This window comes from Novosphingobium sp. BF6, from assembly GCF_058273105.1.
In genome coordinates, this window is the sequence record NZ_CM177776.1 from 1,965,235 (window position 1) to 1,990,512 (window position 25,278).

The 25,278-nt window shown below is 66.2% G+C and carries 18 protein-coding genes; 11 read left to right on the forward strand and 7 right to left on the reverse strand.

Annotated elements, in window-relative coordinates; all coding sequences use genetic code 11:
- The first annotated feature begins 15 nt into the window (after nt 1-15).
- Together AC4D6D_RS23560 and AC4D6D_RS23565 are read left to right on the forward strand one after the other, a co-directional pair.
- A complete protein-coding gene (locus tag AC4D6D_RS23560; protein WP_491327924.1) occupies nt 16-2,175 on the forward strand; it encodes a marine proteobacterial sortase target protein in 2,160 nt (719 codons plus the stop codon).
- A complete protein-coding gene (locus AC4D6D_RS23565) occupies nt 2,172-2,792 on the forward strand; it encodes a class GN sortase (RefSeq protein WP_491327925.1) in 621 nt (206 codons plus the stop codon). The genes AC4D6D_RS23560 and AC4D6D_RS23565 overlap by 4 nt, the downstream gene beginning before the upstream one ends.
- A gap of 64 nt (nt 2,793-2,856) precedes the next feature.
- Here the strand turns inward: AC4D6D_RS23565 and AC4D6D_RS23570 are convergent, their stop codons facing one another.
- Complete coding sequence (locus AC4D6D_RS23570) at nt 2,857-5,046, reverse strand: TonB-dependent receptor (protein ID WP_491327926.1); 2,190 nt, start codon at nt 5,044-5,046, stop codon at nt 2,857-2,859.
- Nucleotides 5,047-5,318: 272 nt separating this feature from the next.
- Here AC4D6D_RS23570 and AC4D6D_RS23575 point away from each other — a divergent pair, with 272 nt between their 5' ends.
- Entirely contained in the window at nt 5,319-7,676 is a 2,358-nt protein-coding gene (locus AC4D6D_RS23575) for a GH92 family glycosyl hydrolase (protein ID WP_491327927.1), read from the forward strand.
- 153 nt (nt 7,677-7,829) lie between these two features.
- Nucleotides 7,830-8,831, forward strand: coding sequence for an LLM class flavin-dependent oxidoreductase (locus AC4D6D_RS23580; RefSeq protein WP_491327928.1), 1,002 nt, complete (start codon nt 7,830-7,832; stop codon nt 8,829-8,831).
- A 7-nt stretch (nt 8,832-8,838) separates the two neighbouring features.
- Here AC4D6D_RS23580 and AC4D6D_RS23585 read toward each other — a convergent pair whose 3' ends face one another.
- From AC4D6D_RS23585 to AC4D6D_RS23595, 3 genes are read right to left on the reverse strand one after another with little or no spacing between them, the layout of a single operon-like run.
- On the reverse strand, nt 8,839-9,603 hold the full coding sequence (locus AC4D6D_RS23585) for an alpha/beta fold hydrolase (RefSeq protein WP_491327929.1): 765 nt from the start codon (nt 9,601-9,603) through the stop codon (nt 8,839-8,841).
- Nucleotides 9,604-9,651: 48 nt separating this feature from the next.
- Nucleotides 9,652-10,065 carry an organic hydroperoxide resistance protein gene (locus AC4D6D_RS23590; RefSeq protein ID WP_491327930.1) on the reverse strand — a complete coding sequence of 138 codons (414 nt, stop codon included), beginning with the start codon at nt 10,063-10,065 and terminating at the stop codon, nt 9,652-9,654.
- 26 nt (nt 10,066-10,091) lie between these two features.
- A complete protein-coding gene (locus tag AC4D6D_RS23595; protein WP_491327931.1) occupies nt 10,092-11,375 on the reverse strand; it encodes an epoxide hydrolase family protein in 1,284 nt (427 codons plus the stop codon).
- A gap of 203 nt (nt 11,376-11,578) precedes the next feature.
- Between AC4D6D_RS23595 and AC4D6D_RS23600 the strand changes: the two genes are divergently transcribed.
- Both AC4D6D_RS23600 and AC4D6D_RS23605 read left to right on the forward strand, forming a co-directional pair.
- Nucleotides 11,579-12,703: a redoxin domain-containing protein gene (locus AC4D6D_RS23600; RefSeq protein ID WP_491327932.1), complete on the forward strand. Its 1,125-nt coding sequence runs from the start codon at nt 11,579-11,581 to the stop codon at nt 12,701-12,703.
- Nucleotides 12,704-12,709: 6 nt separating this feature from the next.
- Nucleotides 12,710-14,524: an ATP-binding protein gene (locus tag AC4D6D_RS23605; protein WP_491327933.1), complete on the forward strand. Its 1,815-nt coding sequence runs from the start codon at nt 12,710-12,712 to the stop codon at nt 14,522-14,524.
- A gap of 3 nt (nt 14,525-14,527) precedes the next feature.
- Here AC4D6D_RS23605 and AC4D6D_RS23610 read toward each other — a convergent pair whose 3' ends face one another.
- The gene (locus AC4D6D_RS23610; protein WP_491327934.1) at nt 14,528-15,589 is read right to left on the reverse strand and encodes a class I SAM-dependent methyltransferase; all 1,062 of its coding nucleotides are present in this window, start codon (nt 15,587-15,589) and stop codon (nt 14,528-14,530) included.
- 154 nt (nt 15,590-15,743) lie between these two features.
- Nucleotides 15,744-17,912 carry a TonB-dependent siderophore receptor gene (locus tag AC4D6D_RS23615; RefSeq protein ID WP_491327935.1) on the reverse strand — a complete coding sequence of 723 codons (2,169 nt, stop codon included), beginning with the start codon at nt 17,910-17,912 and terminating at the stop codon, nt 15,744-15,746.
- Nucleotides 17,913-18,341: 429 nt separating this feature from the next.
- Here AC4D6D_RS23615 and coxB point away from each other — a divergent pair, with 429 nt between their 5' ends.
- From coxB to AC4D6D_RS23640, 5 genes are read left to right on the forward strand one after another with little or no spacing between them, the layout of a single operon-like run.
- Nucleotides 18,342-19,349 (forward strand): cytochrome c oxidase subunit II, encoded by a 1,008-nt coding sequence (gene coxB / locus AC4D6D_RS23620; protein ID WP_491327936.1) that lies wholly within the window; start codon nt 18,342-18,344, stop codon nt 19,347-19,349.
- Nucleotides 19,346-21,868 carry a cytochrome c oxidase subunit I gene (gene ctaD, locus AC4D6D_RS23625; protein ID WP_491327937.1) on the forward strand — a complete coding sequence of 841 codons (2,523 nt, stop codon included), beginning with the start codon at nt 19,346-19,348 and terminating at the stop codon, nt 21,866-21,868. The genes coxB and ctaD overlap by 4 nt, the downstream gene beginning before the upstream one ends.
- A complete protein-coding gene (locus AC4D6D_RS23630; protein ID WP_491327938.1) occupies nt 21,865-22,245 on the forward strand; it encodes a hypothetical protein in 381 nt (126 codons plus the stop codon). The genes ctaD and AC4D6D_RS23630 overlap by 4 nt, the downstream gene beginning before the upstream one ends.
- Complete coding sequence (locus AC4D6D_RS23635; RefSeq protein ID WP_491327939.1) at nt 22,242-22,838, forward strand: cytochrome c oxidase assembly protein; 597 nt, start codon at nt 22,242-22,244, stop codon at nt 22,836-22,838. The genes AC4D6D_RS23630 and AC4D6D_RS23635 overlap by 4 nt, the downstream gene beginning before the upstream one ends.
- Nucleotides 22,835-23,842 (forward strand): c-type cytochrome, encoded by a 1,008-nt coding sequence (locus tag AC4D6D_RS23640; protein ID WP_491327940.1) that lies wholly within the window; start codon nt 22,835-22,837, stop codon nt 23,840-23,842. The genes AC4D6D_RS23635 and AC4D6D_RS23640 overlap by 4 nt, the downstream gene beginning before the upstream one ends.
- Before the next feature lie 208 nt (nt 23,843-24,050).
- On the opposite strand, the gene AC4D6D_RS23645 is transcribed toward AC4D6D_RS23640, so the two are convergent.
- Entirely contained in the window at nt 24,051-25,112 is a 1,062-nt protein-coding gene (locus tag AC4D6D_RS23645) for a BON domain-containing protein (RefSeq protein ID WP_491327941.1), read from the reverse strand.
- Between the last annotated feature and the right edge of the window lie 166 nt (nt 25,113-25,278).

A 25,278-nucleotide genomic window follows, 5' to 3' on the forward strand; every position in this document is an offset into this window, starting at 1 on the left:
AACTGGAGCCTCGCCATGCCGCTTTCCCCCGCTTTCCGTCCGCCCCTGCTGCGCGGCGCCCTGATCCCCGCGATCGTTCTGGCGCTGGGCGCCCCTGTCGCCATCGCCGTTCACGCCACCACCGCGGTCGCCGACGAAGCCGCTTCCGAGGATGCCGCCTCGGATGACGGTCCGGCGGCAGGCACGCTGATGCTGCGCGGACAGGGTATCGCCAAGAGCCTCCCCGCCGTGCGCCTCGGCACGGACATGGACGTCACCGTGACCGGGCAGGTCGCGCGGGTGCGGGTCACGCAGGCCTTCCGCAACACGTCCGACAAGTGGATGGAGGCGAGCTATCTCTACCCGCTGCCGCAAGACGGTGCGGTGGACTCGCTGAAGATGGTCGTCGGCCAGCGCGTCATCGTCGGCCATATCGAACCACGCGAGAAGGCCCGCCAGACTTACGAGGCGGCCAAGGCCAGCGGCCGCAAGGCGGGCCTCGTCGAACAGCAGCGGCCCAACATGTTCAGCACGTCGGTCGCCAATGTCGGCCCCGGCGAGACCGTGCTGATCTCGATCGAATATCAGGCGCCGGTTTCCCAGGCGAACGGCACCTTCTCGCTGCGCCTGCCGCTGGTCGTCGGCCCGCGCTACACGCCGCCCCAAACCCTTACTTCCGCCGCCGCCGTGGAAGACGCCGATGCCGTCACCGCCGCGCCGGTGCTCGATCCGAGGCTCGGAAGCGGCCTCAACCCCACGTCGATCGCGGTCCACCTCGCGCCGGGCTTTAACGTTGCCAACCTCGTCAGCCGCTACCACAAGATCAACGTGACCGGCGCGACCGACGACCGCACCGTCAGCCTGGCGGATACAACCGTCCCCGCCAACCGTGACTTCGTGCTGGAATGGCGTTCCGCTTCGGCCGATCCCACGCTCGGCCTCTTCGCGCAGAAGACCGCCAAGGGCGACTACGTGATGGCCTCGATCACCCCGCCTGCCAATCTCGACGGCCTGCCCCGCCCTCCGCGCGAAATGGTCTTCGTGATCGACAACAGCGGCTCGATGGGCGGGGATTCGATGGACGAGGCCAAGGCCAGCCTGATCCACGCGCTCGGCACCCTGCGCCCGCAGGACCACTTCAACGTGATCCGCTTCGACGACACGATGACCCGCCTGTTCGAACACAGCGTCGCCGCCACGCCGGACCAGGTGGCGCTGGCCACCCGCTTCGCGGAATCGCTGGAGGCCCGGGGCGGCACCGAGATGCTGCCCGCGCTCAAGTCGGCGCTGGAAGATGCCGGAACCGGCGGCGGCGATAATCCCGACATCCTGCGCCAGATCGTGTTCCTGACCGACGGCGAGATCTCCAACGAGCGCGAGATGATGGCCGCGATCGGCACCGACGGCGGGCGCAGCCACGTCTTCATGGTCGGCATCGGCTCCGCGCCGAACGATTTCCTGATGGAGCGGATGTCGACGATCGGCGGCGGGGTCTACACCCATGTCGGCGCGCCGGGCGAAGTCGCGGCCAAGATGATGCCGCTGCTCGACGTGCTCAGCCATCCGGCGGTGCGCGATCTCTCGGTGCGGGTCGAAGGCGGCTCGCTCGACCTGACGCCCTCGCGCCTGCCCGATGTCTACGCAGGACGCCCGCTGGTGCTGGTCGGCCGTAGCGACAAGCTGGCGGGCACGCTGACCGTCAGCGGCAGGATCGGCAACAAGCCGTGGGAGCGCCGGGTCGATCTGGCCTCTGCCCTGCCCAGCCCGGCCATCGAGAAGCTCTGGGCGCATCGCAAGATCACCGATGTCGAAGCCGACCGCGCGCTCGGCAAGCTGGAGGACGACCGCGCCGATGCCGAAGTCGAGCGGATCGGCATGGAGAGCGGCATCGTCACCAGCCGCACCAGCCTCGTCGCGGTGGACGAGACCCCCTCCCGTCCCGCCGGCGCACGGCTGACGCGCGAGGAACTGCCGATCAACCTGCCCGCCGGTTGGGATTTCGACACGCTGTTCGGGCAGGATGCCGTCCAGCAAGCACCGAAGGACGGCTCCGGCGACCTTGCCGCGATGCAGGCCCAGGCGCTGGAACTGCCGCAGACCGCCACCGGCTTTCTCGGGGTCGTCGGAAAGGGCCTCGCCCTGCTGCTAGCGGGCATGACCGGCCTCGCGCTGGTCCTGCGCCGGAGGGCGGCATGAACGCGGCGACCCTGCGGATGCCGCTCCGCATCCGGGAGGTCGCGCATAAGCGCGGCCTCCTCGCCCTGCTGGCGCTGGCCCTGTGTTTGTCCGGCGCGGCGGAGATCGGACGCGGGCTCTATATCCCGGCGAAGGCGGCGGTGGCGCAAGTCCTGCTCGACCGGGCCTTCGACCGCAGCCGTATCGACCATGCCCCCCGCAAGCCCTGGCCCTGGGCCGACATGACGCCGATGGCGCGACTGGTGGTGCCGGGCCTCGGGGCTTCGAGTATCGTACTGGACAGCGGATCGGGTCAGGCGCTGGCATTCGGCCCGACGCTCCTGCCCGGCGGGGCGCGGCTCGGCCAGTCCGGAACCGCCGTGATCGCGGCCCACCGCGACACGCATTTCCGCTTCCTGCGCGATTTGAAGGAGGGCGACCTGCTGTTCGTCCAGACCCGCGAAGGCGTGGAACGGCGCTACCGGGTGACCGGCATGGAAGTGGTAAGGTGGGATGGCTATGCGGTGGCCGATGCGCCCGTGGGGGAGCGGCTCGATCTGGTGACCTGCTTCCCGTTCGACGCTATCCGGCGCGGGCCGTGGCGCTACGTCGTTCACGCCGAGGCGGTCACGCGGTAAACCCGCGGACAATCGCCAGCCTCGCCGACCCGGTTCAAAAAACCGGACCGGCGAGACCATTCGATCAGAAGTGGAACTTCACTTCGCCGCCGATGATGCGCGGCTCGTTGACCATGCTGGTCAGGTTGTTGAAGTCGATCGCGCCGACGATGCGGATCTGGTTGGTGATGTTGCGAGCGAAGGCCGCCACTTCCACACCCACCTTGTTGTCGCGCCAACCGGCACGCAGGCCGCCTTCGAGCGACGGCTTGCCGGTGAACTCGATCGAATCGTAGAGGAACAGGTTCACCGAGCTGCGATAGGCCCAGTCGGTATAGGCGAAGACTTCCTGGTTCTCGGACACGGGGTAGGTGTAGCCCGCCGTCCAGTTGGCGATCCAGCGCGGCGCCTGCGGCAGGCGGTTGCCGTCGATCGAGACGAACGAAGTCCCGGCCACGATCGGATCGAGCACGGTGCAGCCGCCCGAGCAGGGCGCGACCGCCAGGTTGCGATCCTTGAGCTTGGTGAAGTTGTAGCTGCCGCCCGCCGTCAGCACGAGGCCGTCGACCGGGGTCAGCGTGACTTCGCTCTCCACACCCCAGCCGATCGCCTTGCGGGCATTGATCAGCGTGGTGGTGTTCGAGGCACCGCCGACGGCGGTCAGCTGGATATTGCGGGTGTTCATATAGAACACGTCGGCCGAATAGCTGACCAGGCCGCGCTCTTCGCCCTTGAAACCGGCTTCGAACGACGTGGTCGTCTGCGGCTTGGCGACTGTGGCGACACCGGCGACGACGTCGTTCTTCAGCGAGGCGCCGAGATAGCCCGATGCCGCGCGGGCATAGAGCGAGTGATCGTCGTCCAGCTTGTAGGTCGCGCTGGCGTCCCACGAAACCTTCGAACCCTTGGCGCGACCGTCCGACAGCTGAACGCCGTTGACATCGTTGAGGACGCTGTACTTGCGGTCATGCGACCAGCGCAGGCCGCCGCGCAGGATCAGCTGTTCGATCGGGGTATATTCGACCGAGCCGAACACCGCGTAAGTCTCGTTGTCGAGATGGGCGGTATTGCCGTTGGTCCGGGTATTGTCGGTCCCCCAGCTCACCGCCGCGGTGTTGAGGTTCTGGTTGAAGTAGTAGGCGCCGGCCTGGAAGCTGACATCGCCGAACTTCTCCGAAGCGAAGCGCAGTTCCTGCGTGAATTCGCGCGGGCGGGCCTTGCTGCCGGTCTCGACCGAGAACGGCACGGCGGCGGGATAGCTGCCGTCGGTGTCGCCGCGCGAGAAGACGTTGACCTTCTCCCAGCCGGTCACCGAGAACAGGGTGCCGAGGCCGTCGAAGTCGTAGCTGGCCTGGATATTGGCGCCCCAGCCGTCGAGGCGCTGCGGGTTCGAGCCGTTCTGCGCGGTGTGCTCGACATCGAAGCCGTCCACGAAATCGTTGGTGCCCGGCTTGATCGAGTTGCCGCGGAACACGCGGGCCGAACCGCGCAAGTGGCGGACGTGGACATTGGCGAGAATGTTGAGCGGGCCGTTATCGTATTCGAGCAGGGCGCGGCCGGCGAGATCGTCGTAGCCGTCGAAGCTGTGCTCGTTGAGCGTCGCGGCGTAGTCGTTCTTCACCCAGTCGTCGCGGTGCTGGAGGTTGCCGGCAACGCGGAAGCGCAGGGTTTCGGTGATCGGTCCGCTCAGCGCGACTTCGCTGTTCACCGTGTTGTAGGTGCCCCACGAGGCGCTGGCGTGGCCGGTATAGTGGTCGGTCGGGCGGGCCGAGGTCAGCTTGATGACGCCTGCGGGCGTGTTGCGACCGAACAGCGTGCCCTGCGGGCCCTTGAGCACTTCGATGTTCTCAAGATCGAAGGCCGGAAACGCCTTCAAGAACGGGCTTTCCAGCGCGATGTTGTCATAGACCACCGAAACCGGCTGCGCGGCGTCCGACGAGAAGTCGGTATTGCCCAGACCGCGAATGTAGAAGCGCGGGAAGGTGCGGCCGAACGACGATTCCGCCAGCAGGCTGGGCACGCGGCCCGAGAGGAAGCGGATGTCCTGACCACTGGAATTGATCGCGGCGAGCTTCTCTCCGCTCAGCGCCGAAACCGCGATCGGCACGTCGACCGCGCGTTCCTCACGGCGAGTCGCGGTGACGACAATGTCGGTGCTGCTGGCGCTGTCACCGGCCGAAGCGGCCGCGCTCTGGGCCTCAGCGGCGAGCGGAGTGGCGAAGGCGATCGCAAGAAGCGAAACGGCGGCGCTGCGGCGGAATCGGCTCTGGTGCATGTTTTTATGAAACCCTGATTACCCTGGACCTGATGGCGCGGGCGCTTAGGGGCTTTGGACAGTTGTAGCAAACGCAATGTTCTCCATGTTGCATTGCAAAAATCAGATAGCCCGGAGTTGTTGCTGAATTACAACAAGGTCAGGCGCCGCGCCAAGTGCCGTCCATTTTGCACCGCATCATCCATATGGTCGGAACCAGCGTCCCTGTTCCGAACCGCACGATCTCCGGCAAGCCATTGGACAGAGGGAAGATTAGCGGCCATCCTGACGCGATGAGACTGCTCGCGACGACGGCGCTGCTCGCCTCCCTGCTGATCCAACCTCTCGACGCTGCGCCTTCGGCCCCGCTTCCAGCCGACGATCCGCTGCGTTGGGTCGACCCGATGATCGGCACCGGACCGGAAGGCCATACGTTCCCCGGCGCCAGCGCTCCCTTCGGCATGGTCCAGCTCTCGCCCGACACGGATGCCACCTGCCAGATTCGCGACTGTTATGCCCACGCCGCCGGGTACAGCTACCACGACAGCACGATCCAGGGCTTCAGCCATACCCATTTCTCGGGCGCCGGACATTCCGATCTCGGCGATATCCTGGTGATGCCCGCCATCGGCCCGGCAGGCGCGGTGAAGCTCGACCCCGGCAGCGCCGAGCAGCCCGGTTCCGGCTATCGCCAGCGTTTCTCGCACGAGACCGAGATGGCGAGCGCAGGTTACTACGCCGTGACCCTGGCCGATAGCGGTGTGCGCGCCGAACTGACTGCCGGAACCCGCGTCGGCATCCATCGCTACGCCTTCCCCGAAGGCAGCGAAGTGCACCTTGTGCTGGATCTGCGCAGCAGTCTCTACGATTATCCCGGCAAGATCCTGTGGTCCGGCCTGCACCTGCACGAGGACGGCACCCTCACCGGCTTTCGCGAGACGCGCGGCTGGGCGCCGGGGCGCAAACTGTTCTTCGCCATGCGTTTCTCCGCGCCACTGAAGGACCATGCCTTTTTCGACCGCGACGAACATGTCGCCTACAAGGGCTTCCGCGCCCCGCAGGCCCTGCCGGGCCGCGGCGCCGATGGCATGGCCGAGAAACTGGGCAAGGCGTTGGAAGCGCGGCTCGACTTCGGCGTGCTGGATCGGCCGCTGGAAGTGCGGGTCGCGCTTTCGGGCGTGGACGAGCAAGGAGCCATCGCCAACCTCGATGCCGAAGGCGCGGACTTCGACACCGTGCGCCGCCGCACGGAGGGACAGTGGCGGGAAGCGCTGGGTCGCGTGAAGATGGACGCGCCCGCACCGATGCGCACCAATCTCTATACCGCGCTCTACCACAGCCTGCTCGCCCCGAGCGTATGGAGCGATGCCGACGGGCGCTATCGCGGCCCCGACGATCAGGTTCATCTCGCCAGAGATTTCACCTTCCGCTCCACCTTCTCGCTCTGGGACACCTTCCGCGCCGAGCATCCCCTGCTCACGCTGGTCCAGCCCGAACGGACCACCTCGGACATCGTCAATTCGCTGATCGCCAGCCGCGAGCACAGCCCCTGGGGCATCCTGCCGGTCTGGCAGTTCGCCGGGCGCGAGACCTGGACGATGATCGGCTATCACGCCGTGCCGGTGATGGCCGACGCCTATCTCAAGGGCCTTGGCGGCTTCGATCCGGCCGAGGCGCTGGATGCGATGGTCGCCAGCGCCGACTATGCGCCCTACGGCGGCCTCGGCGAATACATGACACGCGGCTACGTGCCGATCGACAAGGAACCGGAAGCGGCCTCCAAGACGGTCGAATATGCCTATGACGACTGGACCATCGCGCGCATGGCCGAGACCATGGGCCGCAAGGACATCGCCGCCCGGTTCGAGCGGCGCGCGGGAAACTGGCGCAATTCCTTCGATGCGAAGACAGGCTGGCTGCGCGCGCGCAAGAGCGACAGCACGTTCCGGACGCCGTTCGATCCCACCGCAATCAACTACGGATCGGACTATACCGAGGGCAATGCCTGGCAATACAGCTGGTTCGTGCCGCAGGACCAGGCAGGTCTGTTCCACATGCTCGGCGGCGACGCAAAGGTCGTCCGCCGGCTCGATGCGATGTTCGATTTCGACAACTCGAAGCTGGACTACAGCCATGCCGAGGACATTTCCGGCCTGATCGGCCAGTACATCCACGGCAACGAGCCAAGCCACCACGTCGCCTATCTTTATGCCTATGCCGGAGCGCCCTGGCGGACGCAGGAACGGCTGAAGCAGATCGTCGAGAGCCAGTACAAACCGACGCCGGACGGGCTTTCGGGCAACGACGACCTTGGCCAGATGTCGGCCTGGCTGGTCTTCACCGCGCTCGGCTTCTACCCGGTGACGCCCGGCTCCAACCAGTACGTGATCGGCCGTCCTTTCGTGCGCCACGCGGCAATCACGCTGCCCGGCGGCAAGACGTTCACCGTCGAAACCGAAGGCCTGTCGGAGGCGAACCGCTATGTCGGCAAAGTGGAACTGAACGGCAGGGCGCTGGACCGCACATGGATTTCCGATGCCGAAGTGCGCGGCGGCGGAACCTTGCGCTTCACCATGCAGGCCGTGCCCGACAAGGCGTGGGGAACCCCGCGGGCGGCGAGGCCCTATTCGATGTCCGCCCCCGATAGCTGACGGCTATCCGGATCGGCATCGCCGGGGCGGCAAACTGCGGTGACGGCTTGTTGCCGGTCCGCTTCCGCTTCTACTGAACGCGATCGATGGAGGCCGGTTGACGGCGGGAGCATAGCCCCCGCCGCGCCAAGCCGTCCGCACGGGGAGATGCCGATGAAGGACTTCACGATTTCCGTCTCGTTCGACATGCGCTCTCCCGAATGGGCGGCGCCGACGCCGCAGCTCTACCGTGCGGCGATCGAGATGGCGGCCTTCGCGGACCGGATCGGCACGGACCAGATCGGGCTGATGCAGCATCACGGCTCCGAAGACGGCTATCTGCCGCAACCTTTCGTGCTGGCCGGAGGCATGGCGGCCGTCACAAGCCGCATCCGCTTCCTGCTCGGCGCGGTGATTTTGCCGCTGCACGATCCGCTCGAACTCGCCGAACAGATCGCGGTGGTCGACAACCTGTCGAACGGACGGCTCGGGGTGATCTTCGGGGCCGGTTACGTGCCGCACGAGTTCGCGATGTTCGGCAAGTCGCTCAAGGACCGGGCGCGGCTGATGGACGAAGGGCTGGAGATCATCCTGCGCACGCTGAAGGGAGAGCGCTTCGAGCACGACGGACGGCCGCTGTTCGTGCGCCCGCTGCCGGTGCAGGAACCGGAAGACATCGTTCTCGTCGGCGGCGGCGTTCCGGCTTCGGCGAAGCGCGCGGCGAAATTCGGCGTCGGGTTCGGGCCGATGAAGGGCGAACTCGTCGATATCTATCTTTCCGAATGCGAACGTCTGGGCCACGCGCCGCGCAAGTATTTCCGCCCGCGTCCCGGCATGCCGCAGGCCGTCCACTTGTGCGAGGATCCCGATCAGGGATGGGAGGCCATCGCCCCCCATGCCGTCCACGTCATCACCGAATATGCCAAATGGGCCGAAGCGGAAGGCGACGGTTCGAACTCGCCGTTCAAGGGTCTCACCGATCCGGCCACCCTGCGCCATGCCGGGATGTTCGCCGCCTGGACACCGCGGATGCTGCTCGACCGGGTGCGCGAGACGGAAGGCGGCAATATCGGCTTCCAGCCCTTGCTCGGGGGTCTTTCTCCCGAGGAGGGCTGGAAGAGCCTGCGGTTGCTGGAAGCGACGATGCCCGCTCTGCGCGAGGCGATCGCGGCCTGACAGTGCCTTAGCCTGCCTTGGCCGCTCGCTCGATCAGCGCGGCGACCACCGGCGCGTTGGACACCATCACGACGTGCGAGGCGCCTTTGACCACCACGGTCTCGCGGGAATGCGCCCTCTCGGCCATGAAGTCCATGGCCGCAGGCGGGATGTTGCGATCCTTGTCGCCATAGACGAACCATGCGGGAACCTGCTTCCAGGCAGGCGCGGTCGAGGGTTCCGAAAGCGCCGCCTGGGCGATCGGCCGCTGTCCGGCCGCCATCAGCCGGGCGGCGGCCAGCGGCACGTCGGCGGCGAACTGGGCGGGAAACCGGCTCTGCTGGATATAGAGGTCGTCGCCGCCGCCGCTCAGATGGACCGGCGGCGCCAGCGTCGGGCCGAGCGTGCTGCCAGAGAACTTGCCGGTGAGGCCCAGCGCCGTCTCCCCGGCTTCCGGTGCGAACGCCGAAACGTAGACGAGCGCTTTCACATTGCCCTGCCCTTCGGCGGCTTCGCTGATGACCGATCCGCCGTAGGAATGGCCGACGAGCACCACCGGCCCGTCGATGCTTTTCACGATGTCGGCCACTTCGTCGGCATCCGAACGGACGCCGCGCAGGGGATTGGCCGCTGCCACGACCTTGTAGCCGTCGCGTTCGAGGACGGTGATGACGCCGTTCCAGCTGGACGAATCCGCAAAGGCGCCATGGACGAGGACGACGGTGGGTTTTCCGGACGCTTCAGATTGAGCCTGTGCGGCCGGTGCGAGAAGCCCTGCGGAAAGAGCAAGCATGCTTGCAAGCAATGTTTTCATGATGTGTCTCCGAAAAAGGAACGCGGCTCAGGCCAGCGCCACCAGCACTTCGATGTTGTTCCTGACGGCCTTCGAATAAGGGCAGGTGCGATGGGCGGTCTCGATGAGACTGCGGGCAACGTCCTCCGGCACGTCCGGCAGGCTCACATGGAGTTCCGCGGAGAGCGAATAGCCGTCCGGACCGTGACGCAGGCTCACTTCGGCATCGATGGCGAGGTCCGCCGGAAGGGTGATCCCCTTCGCCCTCGCGGCAATGGCCATGGCGCCCTCGAAACAGGCGGACCAGCCGGCGGCGAAGAGCTGTTCCGGATTGGTCCCCTCGCCCGGCGTACCCGGCGGCGAGAGCTTCACGTCGAGGCGTCCGTCCGAACTGCGGGCCTGGCCTTCGCGGCCTCCGGTGACATGGACATTGGCGGTATAGAGGGTCTTGATGTCGGACATGATATCTCTCCGTTTATGAATGAGGGTCAGCGCAGCGAACGGAAGCCCGCACGGACCTCCTCGGCGAAGATGCGGGGCTGTTCCCAGGCAGCGAAATGGCCGCCGGTACCGGCTTCGTTGAAGTAGATGAGGTCGGTGTAGCAACGCTCCGCCCAAGACTTCGGCGCGCGGTAGATCTCGCCGGGGAACACGCTCACGGCGACCGGCAGATCGATCACGCCGCGCGCGTTGAAGTTGTTCGTATGGTCTTCCCAGTAGATCCGGGCGGACGAAGCCCCGGTGCCGGTCAGCCAGTAGAGCGAGATGTCGTCGAGGATCGCATCCACGCCGAGCACGCGCTCGGGATGGCCGTCGGCCTGAACCCACTGCGCGATCTTCTCGTACATCCAGGCGGCCATGCCGACGGGCGAGTCCACCAGCGAATAGCCGATCGTCTGCGGCCGGGTGTTCATCATCGCGGCATAGGCGGAATTGTCGCGGTAGAAGGCTTCGAGTTGGTCGAAAGCCGCGCGCTCCCTGGGCGAGAGGCCGGCAGGCGCCGGGTCTCCGGCCGCGAGGATCTTGACGACATCGGCCGGAACCGTCGCGGGCATGTTGAGGTGGATGCCGATCAGGCCCGGCACTTTCTGAAGCGCCATGCGCTGCGAGATCACCGACCCGCAGTCGCCGCCCTGCGAGACGTAGCGGTCGTAACCGAGCCGCAGCATCAATGCCGACCAGGCCCGGCCGATGCGGTCGGACCCCCAGCCCACGCTCGTCGGCTTGGCCGAGAAGCCGAAGCCCGGAATCGAGGGGATGACAAGGTGGAACGCATCTTCCGCCTTGCCGCCGTAAGCGGTCGGATTGGTCAGCGGATCGATCGCCTTGAGGAACTCCAGGATCGAGCCGGGCCAGCCGTGGGTCAGGATCATCGGCAGGGCGTTCTCATGGCGCGAGCGGACATGGATGAAGTGGATGTCGAGACCGTCGATCTCGGTCATGAACATCGGCAGCGCGTTGAGCCGGGCCTCGACCTTGCGCCAGTCGTAGTCCTTCACCCAATAACGCGTCAGCATTTCCAGTGTCTCGCGGCGCACGCCCTGGCTGTCGTCCGGTGCGGGCTGGGCGTCGGCCCAGCGGGTTTCAGCGACACGGCGCTTCATCGCGGCGATGTCCGCAGCGGGGATCGCGACCTTGAACGGACGGATGGCGGTGGAACCGGTCAGGGCATTCGCAATGCCGGGCATCGCGCCAAGCGCACCGGCGACTGCCGCGCTCGCGGCGGCACCGGCAAAGAACTGCCTGCGGGAACTGGAAAGGGTTGGGATCACGCTATTACTCCTCGACCGGATGTCCTCATCGGGTTGCCAGGGAGATAGCGGAGGCCTTTCGGCGACGCTCGTTAGGTGGGGTTATGCGGCGTTAGACGGTGCTCACGGGAGCTAACGCCGCACAGCGAGCCCTAACGTGATCCTCCGCGCGGCAGGCCTAGATGAAGACGAGTCCGCTCATCCGCATCGGAAGGTTCGAAGACATGCCCAAACTCCGCTCCACCGGCGTCATCGCCACGTCGATCCTCGTCGCCATGGCAACGACCGCCTTCTGCTGCGCCGAAGCGCTGGGACTGGCCCCCGCCGGGTCCGAGATCTTCGACCTGCGGGACGTCGTCGCCCTGCCCTCTCCCCCTTTCGGCGCCATAACGAGGCCCATCGACATGCTGGAAAATGCCACGCCCTGGATCACCCCCGTCCCCGGCGGCCCGCAGTCGCTGCGCGGCAAAGTGGTGATCGTCAATTTCTGGACCTATTCGTGCATCAACTCGATCCGGGCACTGCCCTACCTGCGAGCCTGGAGCGAGCGTTACGCCGACAAGGGTCTGGTCGTCGTCGGCGTCCATGCCCCCGAGTTCCAGTTCGAGCATGAGGCGGCCAATATCCGCCTCGCCTCAAGGCGCCTCGGCGTGCGCTATCCCAACCTTCAGGACAACGACTATGCCGTCTGGCAGGACTTCGCGAACGAGGGCTGGCCGGGGTTCTATTTCATCGATGCCAAGGGCCGGGTGCGCGGCTACCGGATCGGCGAAGGCGACTATGCCCAGAGCGAGCAACTGATCCGCAAGCTTCTCGCCGAAGCCGGACACGATCCTGCCGATATCCCCGTCACGCCGATCACGGGACAGGGCATCGAGGCCGAAGCGGACTGGGCCGACCTGCGCTCGCCCGAGGCCTATCTCGGCTATGCCAAGGCGCAGGGCTTCTCGTCCCCCGGCGGTCTCGTCAGGGATGCGCCCGGCATCTATAGCCCGGCAGACCGGTTGCCGCTCAATCGCTGGGACCTGTCGGGCGACTGGACGGCAGGTCGCGAGTTCACCACTCTCGACACGCCGGGCGGGTCGATCCGTTTCCGCTTCCATGCCCGCGATGCCCATCTCGTGCTGGGCGGCGCGCCGGACGGCAAGCCCGTGCGTTTCCGCGTCCTGCTCGACGGCGATGCGCCCGGTGCGAACCACGGCAGCGACATCGACGCGCAGGGCTGGGGCGAAGTCGGGGAAGACCGGCTCTACCAGCTCATCCGCCAGTCCGGCCCGATCGGGGACCGCACCGTCACCATCGAGTTTTCCCGCCCCGGCGTGCGCGCCTATGTGTTCACCTTCGGCTGACCGTGTATGAGCGATTGCAACGACATCGATCAACGGGACGACGAACTCTTGGCGGATACGACCAGCGACAATCGGGGACCGGGCGACCGCATTTCCTTCGGGCCGTTCAGCCTCGCCCCCGCCGAAAGGCTGCTCCTGAAGCACGGCCAGCCGGTCGACATCGGCGGGCGCTCGTTCGATCTGCTCGTCGCCCTGACCGACCGGCCGGGGCAGGTCCTGTCCAAGCGCGACCTGCTCAAGCGGGTCTGGCCCGATGTCGTCGTGGAGGACGGCAGCCTGCGCTTCCACATGGCAGGACTGCGCAAGCTGCTGGGCGACGGCGAGGATGGCGCCCGCTACATCGCCACGCAAGTCGGCGTCGGCTATGCTTTCGTCGCGCCGTTCGAACGGACCGGGATGGCTATCGTGCCTGATGCGCCCCCGGCCCCGACGGTGCCCAGTCCCACCAACCTTCCGCCCCGGCTCGCCCGGCTGATCGGGCGCGACAAGGAGCTGCAACGGCTCGCCGACCGGGTGGCGCAGTCGCCGCTGTTCACGATCGCCGGGCCGGGCGGCGTCGGCAAGACCGCGCTCGCTGTCGCGCTCGGCCACGAACTTGCGCCTCACTTCGAGAACCGGGTCGCCTTCGTGGACTTCGCCATGCTGGAGAATCCGGCGATCGTGCCTTCGATGATCGCGGGCGCCATGGGTCTTGCCGTGCCCACCGAGGACCCGCTCTCGGTCATCCTGCGCCACATCGGCGACCGGCAGGTGCTGCTGGTGCTCGACAATTGCGAGCATCTGGTCGATTCCACCGCTGAAATCGTCGAGCGGATCGTCGAGCAGGCGCCGAACGCCCATATCCTCGTGACCTCGCGCGAGCCGCTGCGCATCCGCGACGAAAACGTCCATCGCCTGGAAGCCCTCGACTATCCCGAGCATCCCGAGACGCTGAGCCGCGCCGAACTGCTCGCCTATCCGGCGGTGGACCTGTTCTGCGAGCGGGCCGGTGCGGCGGACAGCGCGCTGGAGATCGACGAGGAGGCCGCCCGGCTCATCGCCGACATGTGCCGCCGTCTCGACGGCATGGCCCTGCCCATCGAACTGGCCGCGGTGCGCATCGCCACCCACGGCATCGCCGCCACCGCGCGGCAACTCGGAGAACGCTTCAGCCTCGCATGGCCCGGCAGGCGCACCGCCAGCCCGCGCCAGCAGACGCTGCAATCGACGCTGGACTGGAGCTACGACCTCCTCTCGCCAACCGAGCAGGCCGTGCTCGAACGGCTGGCGATCTTCGTCGGCCCGTTCTCTATAGATGCGGCGCTGGACGTCGGCGCGGATGCCGAAATCGGGTTCGACGACGTTGCGCTCGCACTCGACGAACTCGTCACGAAATCACTGGTCTCGACCAATCGCGCGCTCGATACCGGCGCCTATCGCCTGCTCGAAATGACCCGTTCCTATTCGCGCGAGAAGCTGCGCACGCGCGGCCCGGCGTACTATCGCGCGGCGGCCCGGCGCCACGCCGGATTCTTCCTCGGCGAACTGGAAACGGCGGCAGAGCGCGATGCCGAGGCCCTGCGGGACCTCAAGACCCTGCGCCCCCAACTCGGCAATATCCGCAGCGCGCTCGACTGGTGCTTCGGCGCCGACGGCGAGATCGCGACCGGCGTGCGCCTCGCAGCCGCCAGCGCGCCGGTCTTCCTCGCGATGTCGCATGTGATCGAGTGCCGGAAATGGTGCATGAAGGCGCTCTCCGGCCTCGATGCAAAACAGCAGGGCGGCATGGTCGAGCGCACGCTCAGCGACGCCCTCGGCGCGGCGGAGGACATGCTGGCCTGAACTTCAGCGCGCCTCCAGCACCATGTTGAACGGCCCCTCGGTCGCGCGCCTGACATGGGCGAAGCCGCCTTCCCGCACGATCCCGGCAAGCCGCGCTTCCCCCGCCTGCGCACCGAGCCCTTCGCCCACTTCCTGGTCCAGCGAAGTCGGCACGCAGATCATCGTCGAGGCATTGTAGTAGAGCCGCCCGACCGGGTTGAGGTTGTCCTGCGGAGAATCCCCGGCGATCGGCTCGACGATCATCCAGCTGCCGCCGTCCCCCAGGATCTCGCGCATGTGCGCTGCGCAGCCGCGCGGATCGCCCATGTCGTGCAGGCAATCGTACATGGTGACGAGATCGAAACCGCGCTCGGCAATGTCCTTGGCCGTCGCCACCTGGAAATCGACGCGGTCGCCAAGCCCGTGCTCGGCGGCGTGACGGCGCGCCTCCGCGATCGAGGGTTCGTGGAAATCGTAGCCGGTGAAGCGGCTCTGCGGATAGGCCTCGGCCATCAGCAAGGTCGAGAAGCCGACCCCGCAACCGACGTCCGCCACCCTCGCCCCGCTGCGCAGCCTGTCCTCCATGCCCTCCAGCGCGGGTATCCAGTTCTGGACGATATTGTTGGCGTAGCCGGGGCGGAAGAACGCGCCGGTCGCGCAAAACAGGCAACCGGCATGGTCGCCCCAGCGCACCCCCTCGCCGGTGCGGAAGCAATGCTCGACTTTGGCTTCCGCCTCGATCATCGCGGCGGCCAGTTCAAAGGCTCCGGCCAGATAGACCGGGCTGTCCTTCACGACGAAGACCATCGCCTGCTCAGGCGAAAGGCTGAAAGCCCCCGCCGCCGCGTCATAGTCGGCATAGCCGTTCGCCGCCTGCGCCATCGCCCATTCGCGGACATAGCGTTCGTGCAGCCCACCGGCACGCGCGGCCAGTTCCGGCGCCGTGGCAGGCCCCTGCGACAGGGCGTCGAACAGACCGAGCCGCAATCCTATCCGAACCGTGGGAACGGCCAGCGCTCCCCCGAGATCGCCCAGCATCTTGCCGACGAAGGCATGAAGCCTCGCTTCGTCGATGGGTTCCGTCATGGCATCCTCCGCGTCGATTTCGCAGAAAACCCCCGGCCGGAGGACATAGCATATCGGGACCGACAGCGGGACAGCGGCGAGCCCACGACCCTAACTATTCCGAGGTAGGCCGGGAGCCACACACACATCGGCGGGCGACTCCCGGTCGCGATCCCTACAAGGTGCCGCGCAGCGTTACCGAGACATTGCGCGGCGTCGCATAGCGGGCGCTGCCGGTAGCCAGCCCGGAGTAATAGGTCGCGTCGAAGACATTATCCAGATGGGCGGTCAGCGACAGGCGCTCCGAGAACCGATAGCTGGCCATCAGATCGAGCGTGGCGAGACTGTCCTGGGTGTAGAACACGCCGTTCGGTCCGGCATATTCGGCGCGGGTCTTGCCCTGCCATTGCAGGTTTCCGCCCAGCGTCAGCCCGTCGAGATCGCCCGGAAGGCGATAGGTCGTGAACATCTTGAAGCTGTTCTTCGGCACTTGCGGAAACTGCCGCAGGCCGTCGCGGTCTTCCGCCCGGGCATTGGCGAAGCCGCCTGCCACGCGCCAGCCGGGCAGGACTTCGCCGTTGACCTCCACCTCGAAGCCGGACGACTTCATGCCCGACACCGCATGATAGGCGGTGCTGCCGTTCGGCAGGGTGATCGGGCCTTCGTCGGCGTCGGCATAGTTGTCCTGCTTCATGCGGAAAACCGCCGCGCTGGCGCTCAGCTTGCCGTCGAAGAAGTCCGCCTTCAGACCGGCTTCGTAAGTATTGCCTTCCAGCGGCGCCAGCATCTTGTTGTTCCGGTCGCGATAGGTCTGCGGCTCGAAGACGCTGGCATAGCTGACATAGGCCGAGATGACCTTGTTGAAGTCGAACACCAGACCGGCATAGGGCGTCACCACTGCCTTCTCGTTGAGTTCGGGTGTATAGGTTCCGACCCCGGCGGTATCCCTGGAATAGGTCTCCTGCTTCCACCAGGTAAGCCGCCCGCCGACGATCACCGACAGCGGCGCGATCGGCTTCAGCCGCGCGACACCGGCGGCGGAGCTGGTCTCGATGCGCTTGCCGGTGCCGCCCCCGGTCGCCTCCAGATCGGGCTTGAGGGTCTGACCCGTCTCGAAGAATTCGAGCGCGTTGATCGACTTCATGTAGTCCGGGCCATCCCACCAGCCCGGATAGAGCGGTCCCTTGTCGTCGAACCGCGTATGGCTGAGCGTCAGCGCGACATGCTGCTCCTGTCCGAGCGCTTCGAAGCTGCCCCGCAAGTTGGCATAGATCGCGTCAAGCTTCAGGTTGGATGCCCAGCGGGTGGAATAGAGCGTGCCGCCAAGGCCCGTCTGCTTGTCGATCGCATTCCCGAAGAAATAGCCGATGGTTTCGTCGTAGTAGCCGGACTTGTGCTCGGCATCAATCTCCAGATTCCAGTTCGGGCTGAAGGCGTGCTTGAGCGAGGCGAACACATTGGTACTCTTCCGGCGGAAGTCCGACCAGTCTGCGCCGCCGTTGGTCGAGCGGGCGAAGTTCGTCTCCGTACCGTCGGTGAAGTAGATCGGCAGGCCCCCGCGCGAAGCGCCGGTGTTCTTGAAGTTCTGATATTCCACGCCCGCCGTCAGCAGGGTATCGGACGTGAGGTCCGCCTCGACGACGCCGTAGAGGGCATGGCGCTTGACGTGCTCGCGGTCGATGAAGGTATCGTTCTCCTGCCAGGCCCCGGCGACCCGCGCGCGGATCCGCCCGTCGGACGTCAGCGCGCCGCCCAGATCGCCTTCAAGGCGGTACATGTCCCAGGATCCCGCCGTGGCCGAAAGGCTGGCGTGGGTCTCGGCGCCCGGACGCTTGCGGATCATATTGATCGCCGCGGAAGGCTGGCCGGTGCCGGTCATCATGCCTGCCGAGCCGCGGATCACCTCCACGCGCTCATAAGCGATGAGATCGGCGGTATCCTCGGTGAAGCCATAGATATTCGCCGGGCGGGCAATGCCGTCCACCAGATAGTTCTTTATCTGAAACCCGCGCGAAGTGTAGTTCGTGCCATCCGTTCCCAGGGCGCTGGTCCGGTTGGTCTGGACGCCGACGATCTGTTCCATCACCTGGGAAATGTCAAAGAGCCCCTGCTCCTGGATCCGCGTGCTGTCGAGCACGGTGACCGACTGCGGCGTTTCGCGGGAGGAAAGGCTGAGACCGGTCGCCTCCGTTGCGCCCGTCACGACGATGGCGTCGGGATCGGGATCCTCCGACGCGGCCTTCGCATGGGCGACGGGGGCGATCAGACCGGCGGCGGATAACAAGCTGAACGCCAACACCGACGAAACGGAATGGCGTGCACGGATATTCATTCTGACGGACATTCTCTGGCCCCCTCATGATGGTGCTTTCGGAGAATCGGGCACCGACTTCACGCGGCAGCTAATGCGAATGAATATCATATGCAACATCGCAGAAACGTTTCGCATTCCAACAGTCATTATGCGCGCAACGATCGGCGTTGGCCCCTGACCGAGGATGAATTCGAGCAGGGGCGCCCTGCTCCCGGCGCTCAGAAGGCTGCTCACCCGCCTTCAGGAACGAGCGCGCTGACATCGAGCCGTGTCCCCGCATTTTTGGTGTGCCCGCCGCGCTGCGGTCATTGGTTGACTCAGTTGATGGGCTGGCCTGCCCCTGAAAGTCGCTCCCGTTGCAGAAGCGCAGCAACTATTTGTAACGCGGCAATCGATCGATAACGGCGAACCGTCCTGTTCTTGACGCGTTGCTCCCGAACGCCTCAGGGAAGAAGCCTCTTGCGAAGATCGGTTGCCGGAAAATTCCTGGCCCTGTGGCCGCTGATGCTGGCTGGCTGCAACCGCCACCAGTCGGCGCTGGCCCCATTCGGACTGGAAGCGCGCTCAACGCTGTGGCTTACGATCGTACTCGCCGCCGGGGGTCTGGTCATAGCGCTGGGCGTCGCGGTGATTTACGGGATTGCTGCCCGCGCGCCGGAAGGGAGGCTCACGCACGAACGCGGAATGCGTCTGGTGCTGTGGCTTGGCGCGGTTCTTCCCACCGTGGTATTGGCCGCATTGCTGATCTGGTCGCTGCCCGCCATGCGCCCCCTGCCCGCCACCGAGAAGGACTTGCACATCCGGGTGGAAGGCGAACAGTTCTGGTGGCGCGTCGCCTATCGGCAGGCAGGATCCGAACCGCTCCTTTCCGCCAACGAGATTCGTCTGCCGGTGGGACGCACAGTGGTATTCGAACTCGCCGCAGCCGACGTGGTCCACAGCCTCTGGATACCCGGCCTCGCCGGCAAGATGGACATGATCCCCGGCCGCACTAACCGGTTGGTCGTGAAAGCCGAAAAGCCGGGCACCTATCGCGGGGTTTGCGCCGAATTCTGCGGGTTGAGCCACGCCCTCATGGCTTTCGACGTCATCGCCATGGAACCGGCTGCCTTCGACGCCTGGCTGGCGGCTGCCCGCGTTCCGCCGCACCAAACCGATAGCGCCATCCGCGACCGGGGGGCGCTGCTCTTCGCCCGCGAAGGCTGCGGGAGCTGTCATTCCGCAAGTGGCGTTCCGTCCGGCGAAATCGGCCCCGATCTCACCCGCTACGGCGAGAGACTGACGCTCGGCGCCGGCATCCTCGCGCCGACGACCGGGAACACCGCCGCCTTCATCCGCGATCCGCATCGCTTCAAGCCCGGCGCCCGCATGCCCGCCTATCGCCACTTGCGGCAGGACGAGGCCCTGGCCCTGGCTGGCTGGCTCAAGCGAGCCGGAACTCCGGAAACGCAGGAACCGGAACGATGAGCCTCCACGATCAGGACGACCCAACCCTCCGCGCCGCGCAGGAGCAGCGCCTGCGCGAAGTCTGGGCGCCGCCGAAAGGCCTGTTCCTGCGCTGGACGGACACCAACAACAACCAGGTCGGCAACTGGTACGTGCTCACAGCCTTCGCCTTCATGCTCTTCGCGGGCGTGCTGGCGCTGATCATGCGGACGCAACTGGCTGTTCCCGACAACGACCTCGTCGGCCCCGGCACCTTCAACCAGCTCTTCACCCTGCACGGCTCGGTGATGATGTTCCTCTTCGCTGTGCCGATGTTCGAGGCGGTCTCGATCATCCTGCTGCCCCAGCTTCTGGGCGCACGCGACTTGCCGTTTCCGCGTCTTTCGGCTTTCGGCTACTGGTCGTTCCTGCTCGGCGGGGTGTTCGTGTCCGGCTCGATCTTCTTCGATGCGGCGCCGGACGGCGGCTGGTTCATGTACCCGCCGCTGACGACGCGGACCGACCTCTCCGGCCTCGGCGCCGACATCTGGATGCTTGGCCTGTCCTTCATCGAGGTTTCCTCGGTCGCCGCCGCCGTCGAACTGATCGTCGGCGTGCTCAAGTGCCGTCCGCCCGGCATGCGGCTCAATCTCATGCCGCTCTATGCCTGGTACATCCTGGTGGTGGCGGTGATGATTCTGTTCGCCTTCCCGCCGCTGATCGCCGGAGACGTGCTGTTCGAAATGGAGCGCCTGCTGGACTGGCCCTTCTTCGACGCCTCGCGCGGCGGCGATCCGCTGCTCTGGCAGCACCTGTTCTGGATTTTCGGCCATCCCGAGGTCTACATCGTCTTCCTGCCCTCGATCGCGCTCTTCGCCATGCTGGTGCCAACCTTCGCCCGGCGCCACCTGCTGGGCTATCCGTGGATCGTGCTAGCGGCGGTCGGGACCGCGTTCCTGTCTTTCGGCCTCTGGGTCCACCACATGTTCGCGACCGGACTGCCGAAGATCAGCCTCGGCTTCTTCTCGGCTGCCTCGGAGGCCGTGGCGATCCCGACGGCGGTGCAGATCTTCGTTTTCATCGTCACGCTATGGGCGGGCCGCGTGGTCTGGTCGACGCCGCTGCTCTACGCGACCGGGAGCCTTGCAATCTTCGTGATCGGCGGCCTTACCGGCGTAATGGTCGCGCTCGCCCCGTTCGACTGGCAGGCCCACGACACGTACTTCGTCGTCGCGCACCTGCATTACGTGCTGATCGGCGGCACGCTGATGCCGCTCTTTGCCGGGCTCTACTATTACTGGCCGCTGGTGACCGGCAAGAAACTGTCCGACCGGGCGGGCCGCACTGCTTTCTGGCTCATCTTCGTCGGCGCGAACCTGTGCTTCTTCCCGATGCACCTTTCCGGCCTCGAAGGCATGCCGCGCCGGGTCTTCACCTATCCTGCGGACCTGGGCCTAGGCGGCCTCAATCTCGCCTCCACCATCGGCTCCTTCGTGATCGCTGCCGGGGTTGCGGTGATCGTGCTCGACCTTGCCCGCTCGCCCTGGCGGCCGCGTTCGCCGCGCAATCCGTGGCAGGCCGGAACGCTGGAATGGCTCGCCCACCCAGAGGACGAGAACTGGGGCATCCGCTCGATCCCGCTGATCGAAAGCCGCTATCCCATCTGGGACCAGGAAGACTTCGTACGCAAAGTGGATGAAGGCCGTTACTTCCTGCCCGACGCCGAGGAAGGCCGACGGGAGACGATCATCACTTCGGTGCTCGATGCACGCCCGGTCTCGGTCATCCGCCTCGGCGCGCCGAGCTGGAAACCGATGCTGACGGCGCTCGCGCTGGGCGGGGTGTTCATCCTGACGACCTATCACCTCTACTGGCCGGCGCTTCTCTCGGGCGCAGCGACGCTCGCCATGGTGCTCTGGTGGCTCTGGACCGGTACGGCGGAAATCCCCGAGAAGCCCTGCAAGCCGATCGGACACGGGATGGAGCTACCGCTCTACATCTCGGGCAGCGCCTCGCCGGGGTGGTGGGCGATGTTCATCACCATGATGGCGGACGCGACTGCCTTTTCCGGGCTGGTCTTCGGCTACTTCTTCTTCTGGACCCGGCACGAGGCCTTTCCCCCGCCAGAAATGGCCTCGGCTCCGGGGATGGTCTGGCCCCTCTTGGCGCTCGCCCTCGGTCTCGCGGGCTGGCTTACGACGATCGCGGCGCGCGAGGTCCATGCGCGCGGCGCTGTCGGCCTGGCGCGCGTCTTCCTGCTATTCGGTCTTGCGACCAGCCTCGCGGGCATTCCGGCAGGCCTTGCCGGGCCGTGGATCTCCGGCATGGACCCCACCGCGCACAGCTATCCGGCCATCGTCTGGACCCTGACGATCTGGACCTGCCTCCATGCCGCGGTCGCCGCGATCATGCTGGCCTATGTCCTGGCACGCAGCCTCGCGGGACGGATGACGCCCCGCCACGACGCCGATATCCGCAACGTCGCGGTCTACATGCACTTCTTCGCGCTCACCGCCGTGGTCGCCTACGCGACCATCGGCCTATTCCCGGAGGTGGCATGAGCGAAGAAAAGCGCAAGTGGCACGAGCGGCTGCAGGTCACACTCTGGACCCTGATCGTCCCACCGACGGTCTGGGCGGCCCATTTCCTGTTTTCCTACCTCTGGGCCGCCGTGTCCTGCGCCAAGGCAGGCTTCTTCGCCGAGTTCCCCACGCTCTTCACGGCCGGGACCGTGCTGGCGCTGGCAGCCATCGCGCTCTCTGGCTGGATCGCCCATCGGCAAACACGCCTGCGCGGCGATCCGCCTCCGCACGAACAAGGCACCGACATCGACCGCCTGCGCTTCCTCGCAAAATCCACGCTGCTGCTGGCAGGCCTGAGCTTCGTCGGCGTGCTGTTCACCGCCCTGCCCGTCGTCTTCATCGGAGACTGCCGGTGAAGCGGGCCTCGCTCGTTGCGGGTCTCGCGCTGCTGCCGCCGGGCTGGGCAATCGCGCCGATGGGGATGACCGGCCATATGACCGGGCACATGATCGCGGTCGCCGTCTCTGCACCGCTGCTGGCTTTCGGCCTCGCAGGAGGCCCGCTCGATCCCGCGCGGCGCTGGCCCCGCGTGGTGACCCCCATGGCGATGATGCTGTTCGAACTTCTAGCGGTCTGGTCCTGGCACCTGCCTGTGCTGCGCCGCCTGACCGTCGACTTCCCCGCCATCGCCGCTGCCGAACACGCCACTTTTCTTGCCGCCGGAGTCCTGCTCTGGAGCGCGGCGATCCACGCTCCGAACCGCGCCGCCGGGATCGGGGCACTGCTCCTGACCTCGATGCACATGACATTGCTGGGCGTGCTGATCGGCCTTGCACCGCGTCCGCTCTATGCCATGCACCACCATGCCGTACCCCTCGGTCTCGATGCCCTCGCCGACCAGCAGCTCGGCGGCGTGGTCATGTTGGTGATCGGCGGCGCGAGTTACCTTCTCGGCGGCCTCGCCCTGCTCGCCGGGCTGCTCAAGGTCCGACCGGAAACCTCGACATGACGATCAGACTGACCTGGAAACGCCTTGTGCTCGGCCTTGTCGCTCTTGCCCTGTTCGGCATGGGCTTCGCCTGGTCGGGATTGTTTCCGATCGCCGCCTCGTCGGGCCACTGGGCGATCACCGACTGGTTCCTGCACTGGACCATGCAGAATTCGGCACGCACCTACAGCACATTCCAGACCCCGAAAGAGGTGCGCGACGACGGCGCCCTGGTGAGCGCGGCCGGGCATTTCCACCAGTCCTGCGCGGTCTGCCATGGCGCACCCGGCACGCCGCCTTCGCCGGTCATGCAGGCCGCCACGCCGCCCGCGCCGGATCTTGCGAAGACGGTGGGCGATTACAGCGACCGCGAACTCTTCTGGATCGTCCGCCACGGCGTGAAATACACCGGCATGCCCGCCTGGCCCGCCGTCGAGCGTCCCGACGAAGTGCGCCGCATGGTCGGTTTCCTGCGCCGCCTGCCCGGCATGAGCGCCGAGGACTACAGGGCCTTGACGGCGGCTCCTCCCGGCCCGCTCGCGCGCTGCACGGGATGTCACGGCGGCGACGGAAAGGGACGCGGACAAACCGACATCCCGATCCTTGCCGGGCAGAAAGAACAATTCCTCCTTTCCGCCTTGCGCGACTTTGCATCCGGCAAGCGCCGGGGGGCCGTCATGCAAGGCGCGGCCAGCGGGATGACCGAGACCGAGATGCGCGCGGCAGCACGATACTTCGCAAACCTGCCCGGCCTTCACTCCGGTTCGCTCGCCACCGCGCATCCGATCGCCGACCGTGGCCTGGCCGGCAAGCAGCTTCCCGCCTGCCTTTCCTGTCACGCGCCGGGGAAGGCGGCTCCGGTCCTGTCCGGCCAGCGCCCGGAATACCTCGCCGCGCGCTTGCGCCAATGGCGCGGCGAGGAAGCCGTGATCGACGCCCGAAAACCGCGCGATCCGATGGCGGTCATAGCCCGCCGCATCCCGGAAGCGGAAATCGACGGCCTCGCCGAAGCCCTTTCCCGTTAGCGATCTCGCATCGAATGCATGGATCTCGCGTCGTCTCTTCAACCGTGCCCTCTTCGGAAGCCTTCCGGCAGGATGACGGTCGTCGATTTCGCAATGCTCGGCCCCGACCAGGAAATAGTGGGAAAGCCTGACGCCCGAAGTCTTTCGAAAACGAAAATGGCCGTGTTTCCAAAGGGAACCACGGCCATTCTCAGTTAATTGCCAAGGATCAGGAGGAACTACCCGTCGTCGATCCGGTCGTTGGAGAAGTAGACGTACTCGTGCCGGTCACCGACCCGCTCGTCGTGCTCGATCTTGCAGCCGGGCTGGTCGAACTGGCCTGACCGGTATCGCTCCAACCCGTCCCGCCGGTCACGCGCAAATTGTTCTGCACGTGCTTCACCCCGGAGACATCGTCGGCAAGGTCCTCGGCGCGGCGCTTGGCATGGCGGCTGCCGACCGTACCGTCCAGCGTAATTTCGCCGTCCTTGGCAAGCACCCGAATGTTCGTAGCATCCACGCGCCAGTCTTGCGTGAGGCGATCGTTCACGTCTTCGCGGATGCGTTCGTCCGATCGCGTATAATCCGAAGGGCCACGACCGCGATGATCCTGCTCACGGCGACGCGCCGCATCCTCGTCGCCGAACCAGCTGGCGATCTCGTCGCCCGCCCGCTGGAAAAAGCCGCGCTCCTCGCCATATTCACGCCAGTCGCCGTAATCGCGCCGACCAGGCTCGTTATCCGTCCGGGAATCGCGCGAGCCGTAATAGCCTCTACCAAAAGTATCGAATGTCGGACGGTAGCTGAAACTGGGACTCAAACCGCCGCCACCGCCGCGCCGGGCATAGAAATCGCGGCCGCCGTAGTCCTCGCTGGTGAAATCGGCAAAGTCGTTGCCGCCGCTCGCGTCGTATTCCCGGATCGGATAGACGTCGCGCTCGCCTGAGAAACGATAGCCTCGCTCGCTTCCCGCCTCGCGACGGTCGTTACCGTAACGCCCTTCGCGGTAGCTTTGACCACGCGCCTGCGAGCCATAGCCTCCACGCTCGCGATAACCCGAAGCTCCGCGGTCGTCGCTCCGGTACCGCCTATCGTTCTCGTCCCAACGGGAATTTCGGGACGCCGCGTCATCGCGGTGCGTACTCCCTTCGTCATTGCCCCAACCACCGCCGGCCTGTCGGGGCGCGTCGTCCTGCCACTTGCTCGCCTGACGCGGCGATTCCCAATCGGAGCTTTCGTCACGATATCCGCCGGACTGACGGCTGGCCGGGTTTGAATCACGCCGATTCATCGATGCTCTCCTTGATGTCGCTGTTTTATGCCGAGACCGACCCAACCGAGTTGCCGGGCCGTCCTTGCGTCGACTGATAGGGAAACGATGCAAGGCCCCGGACGATCCACTGCCCGGCGCGCATCCGGAGGCATTCGCCGCAGGGTTCATCCATGCCTGGACCTCG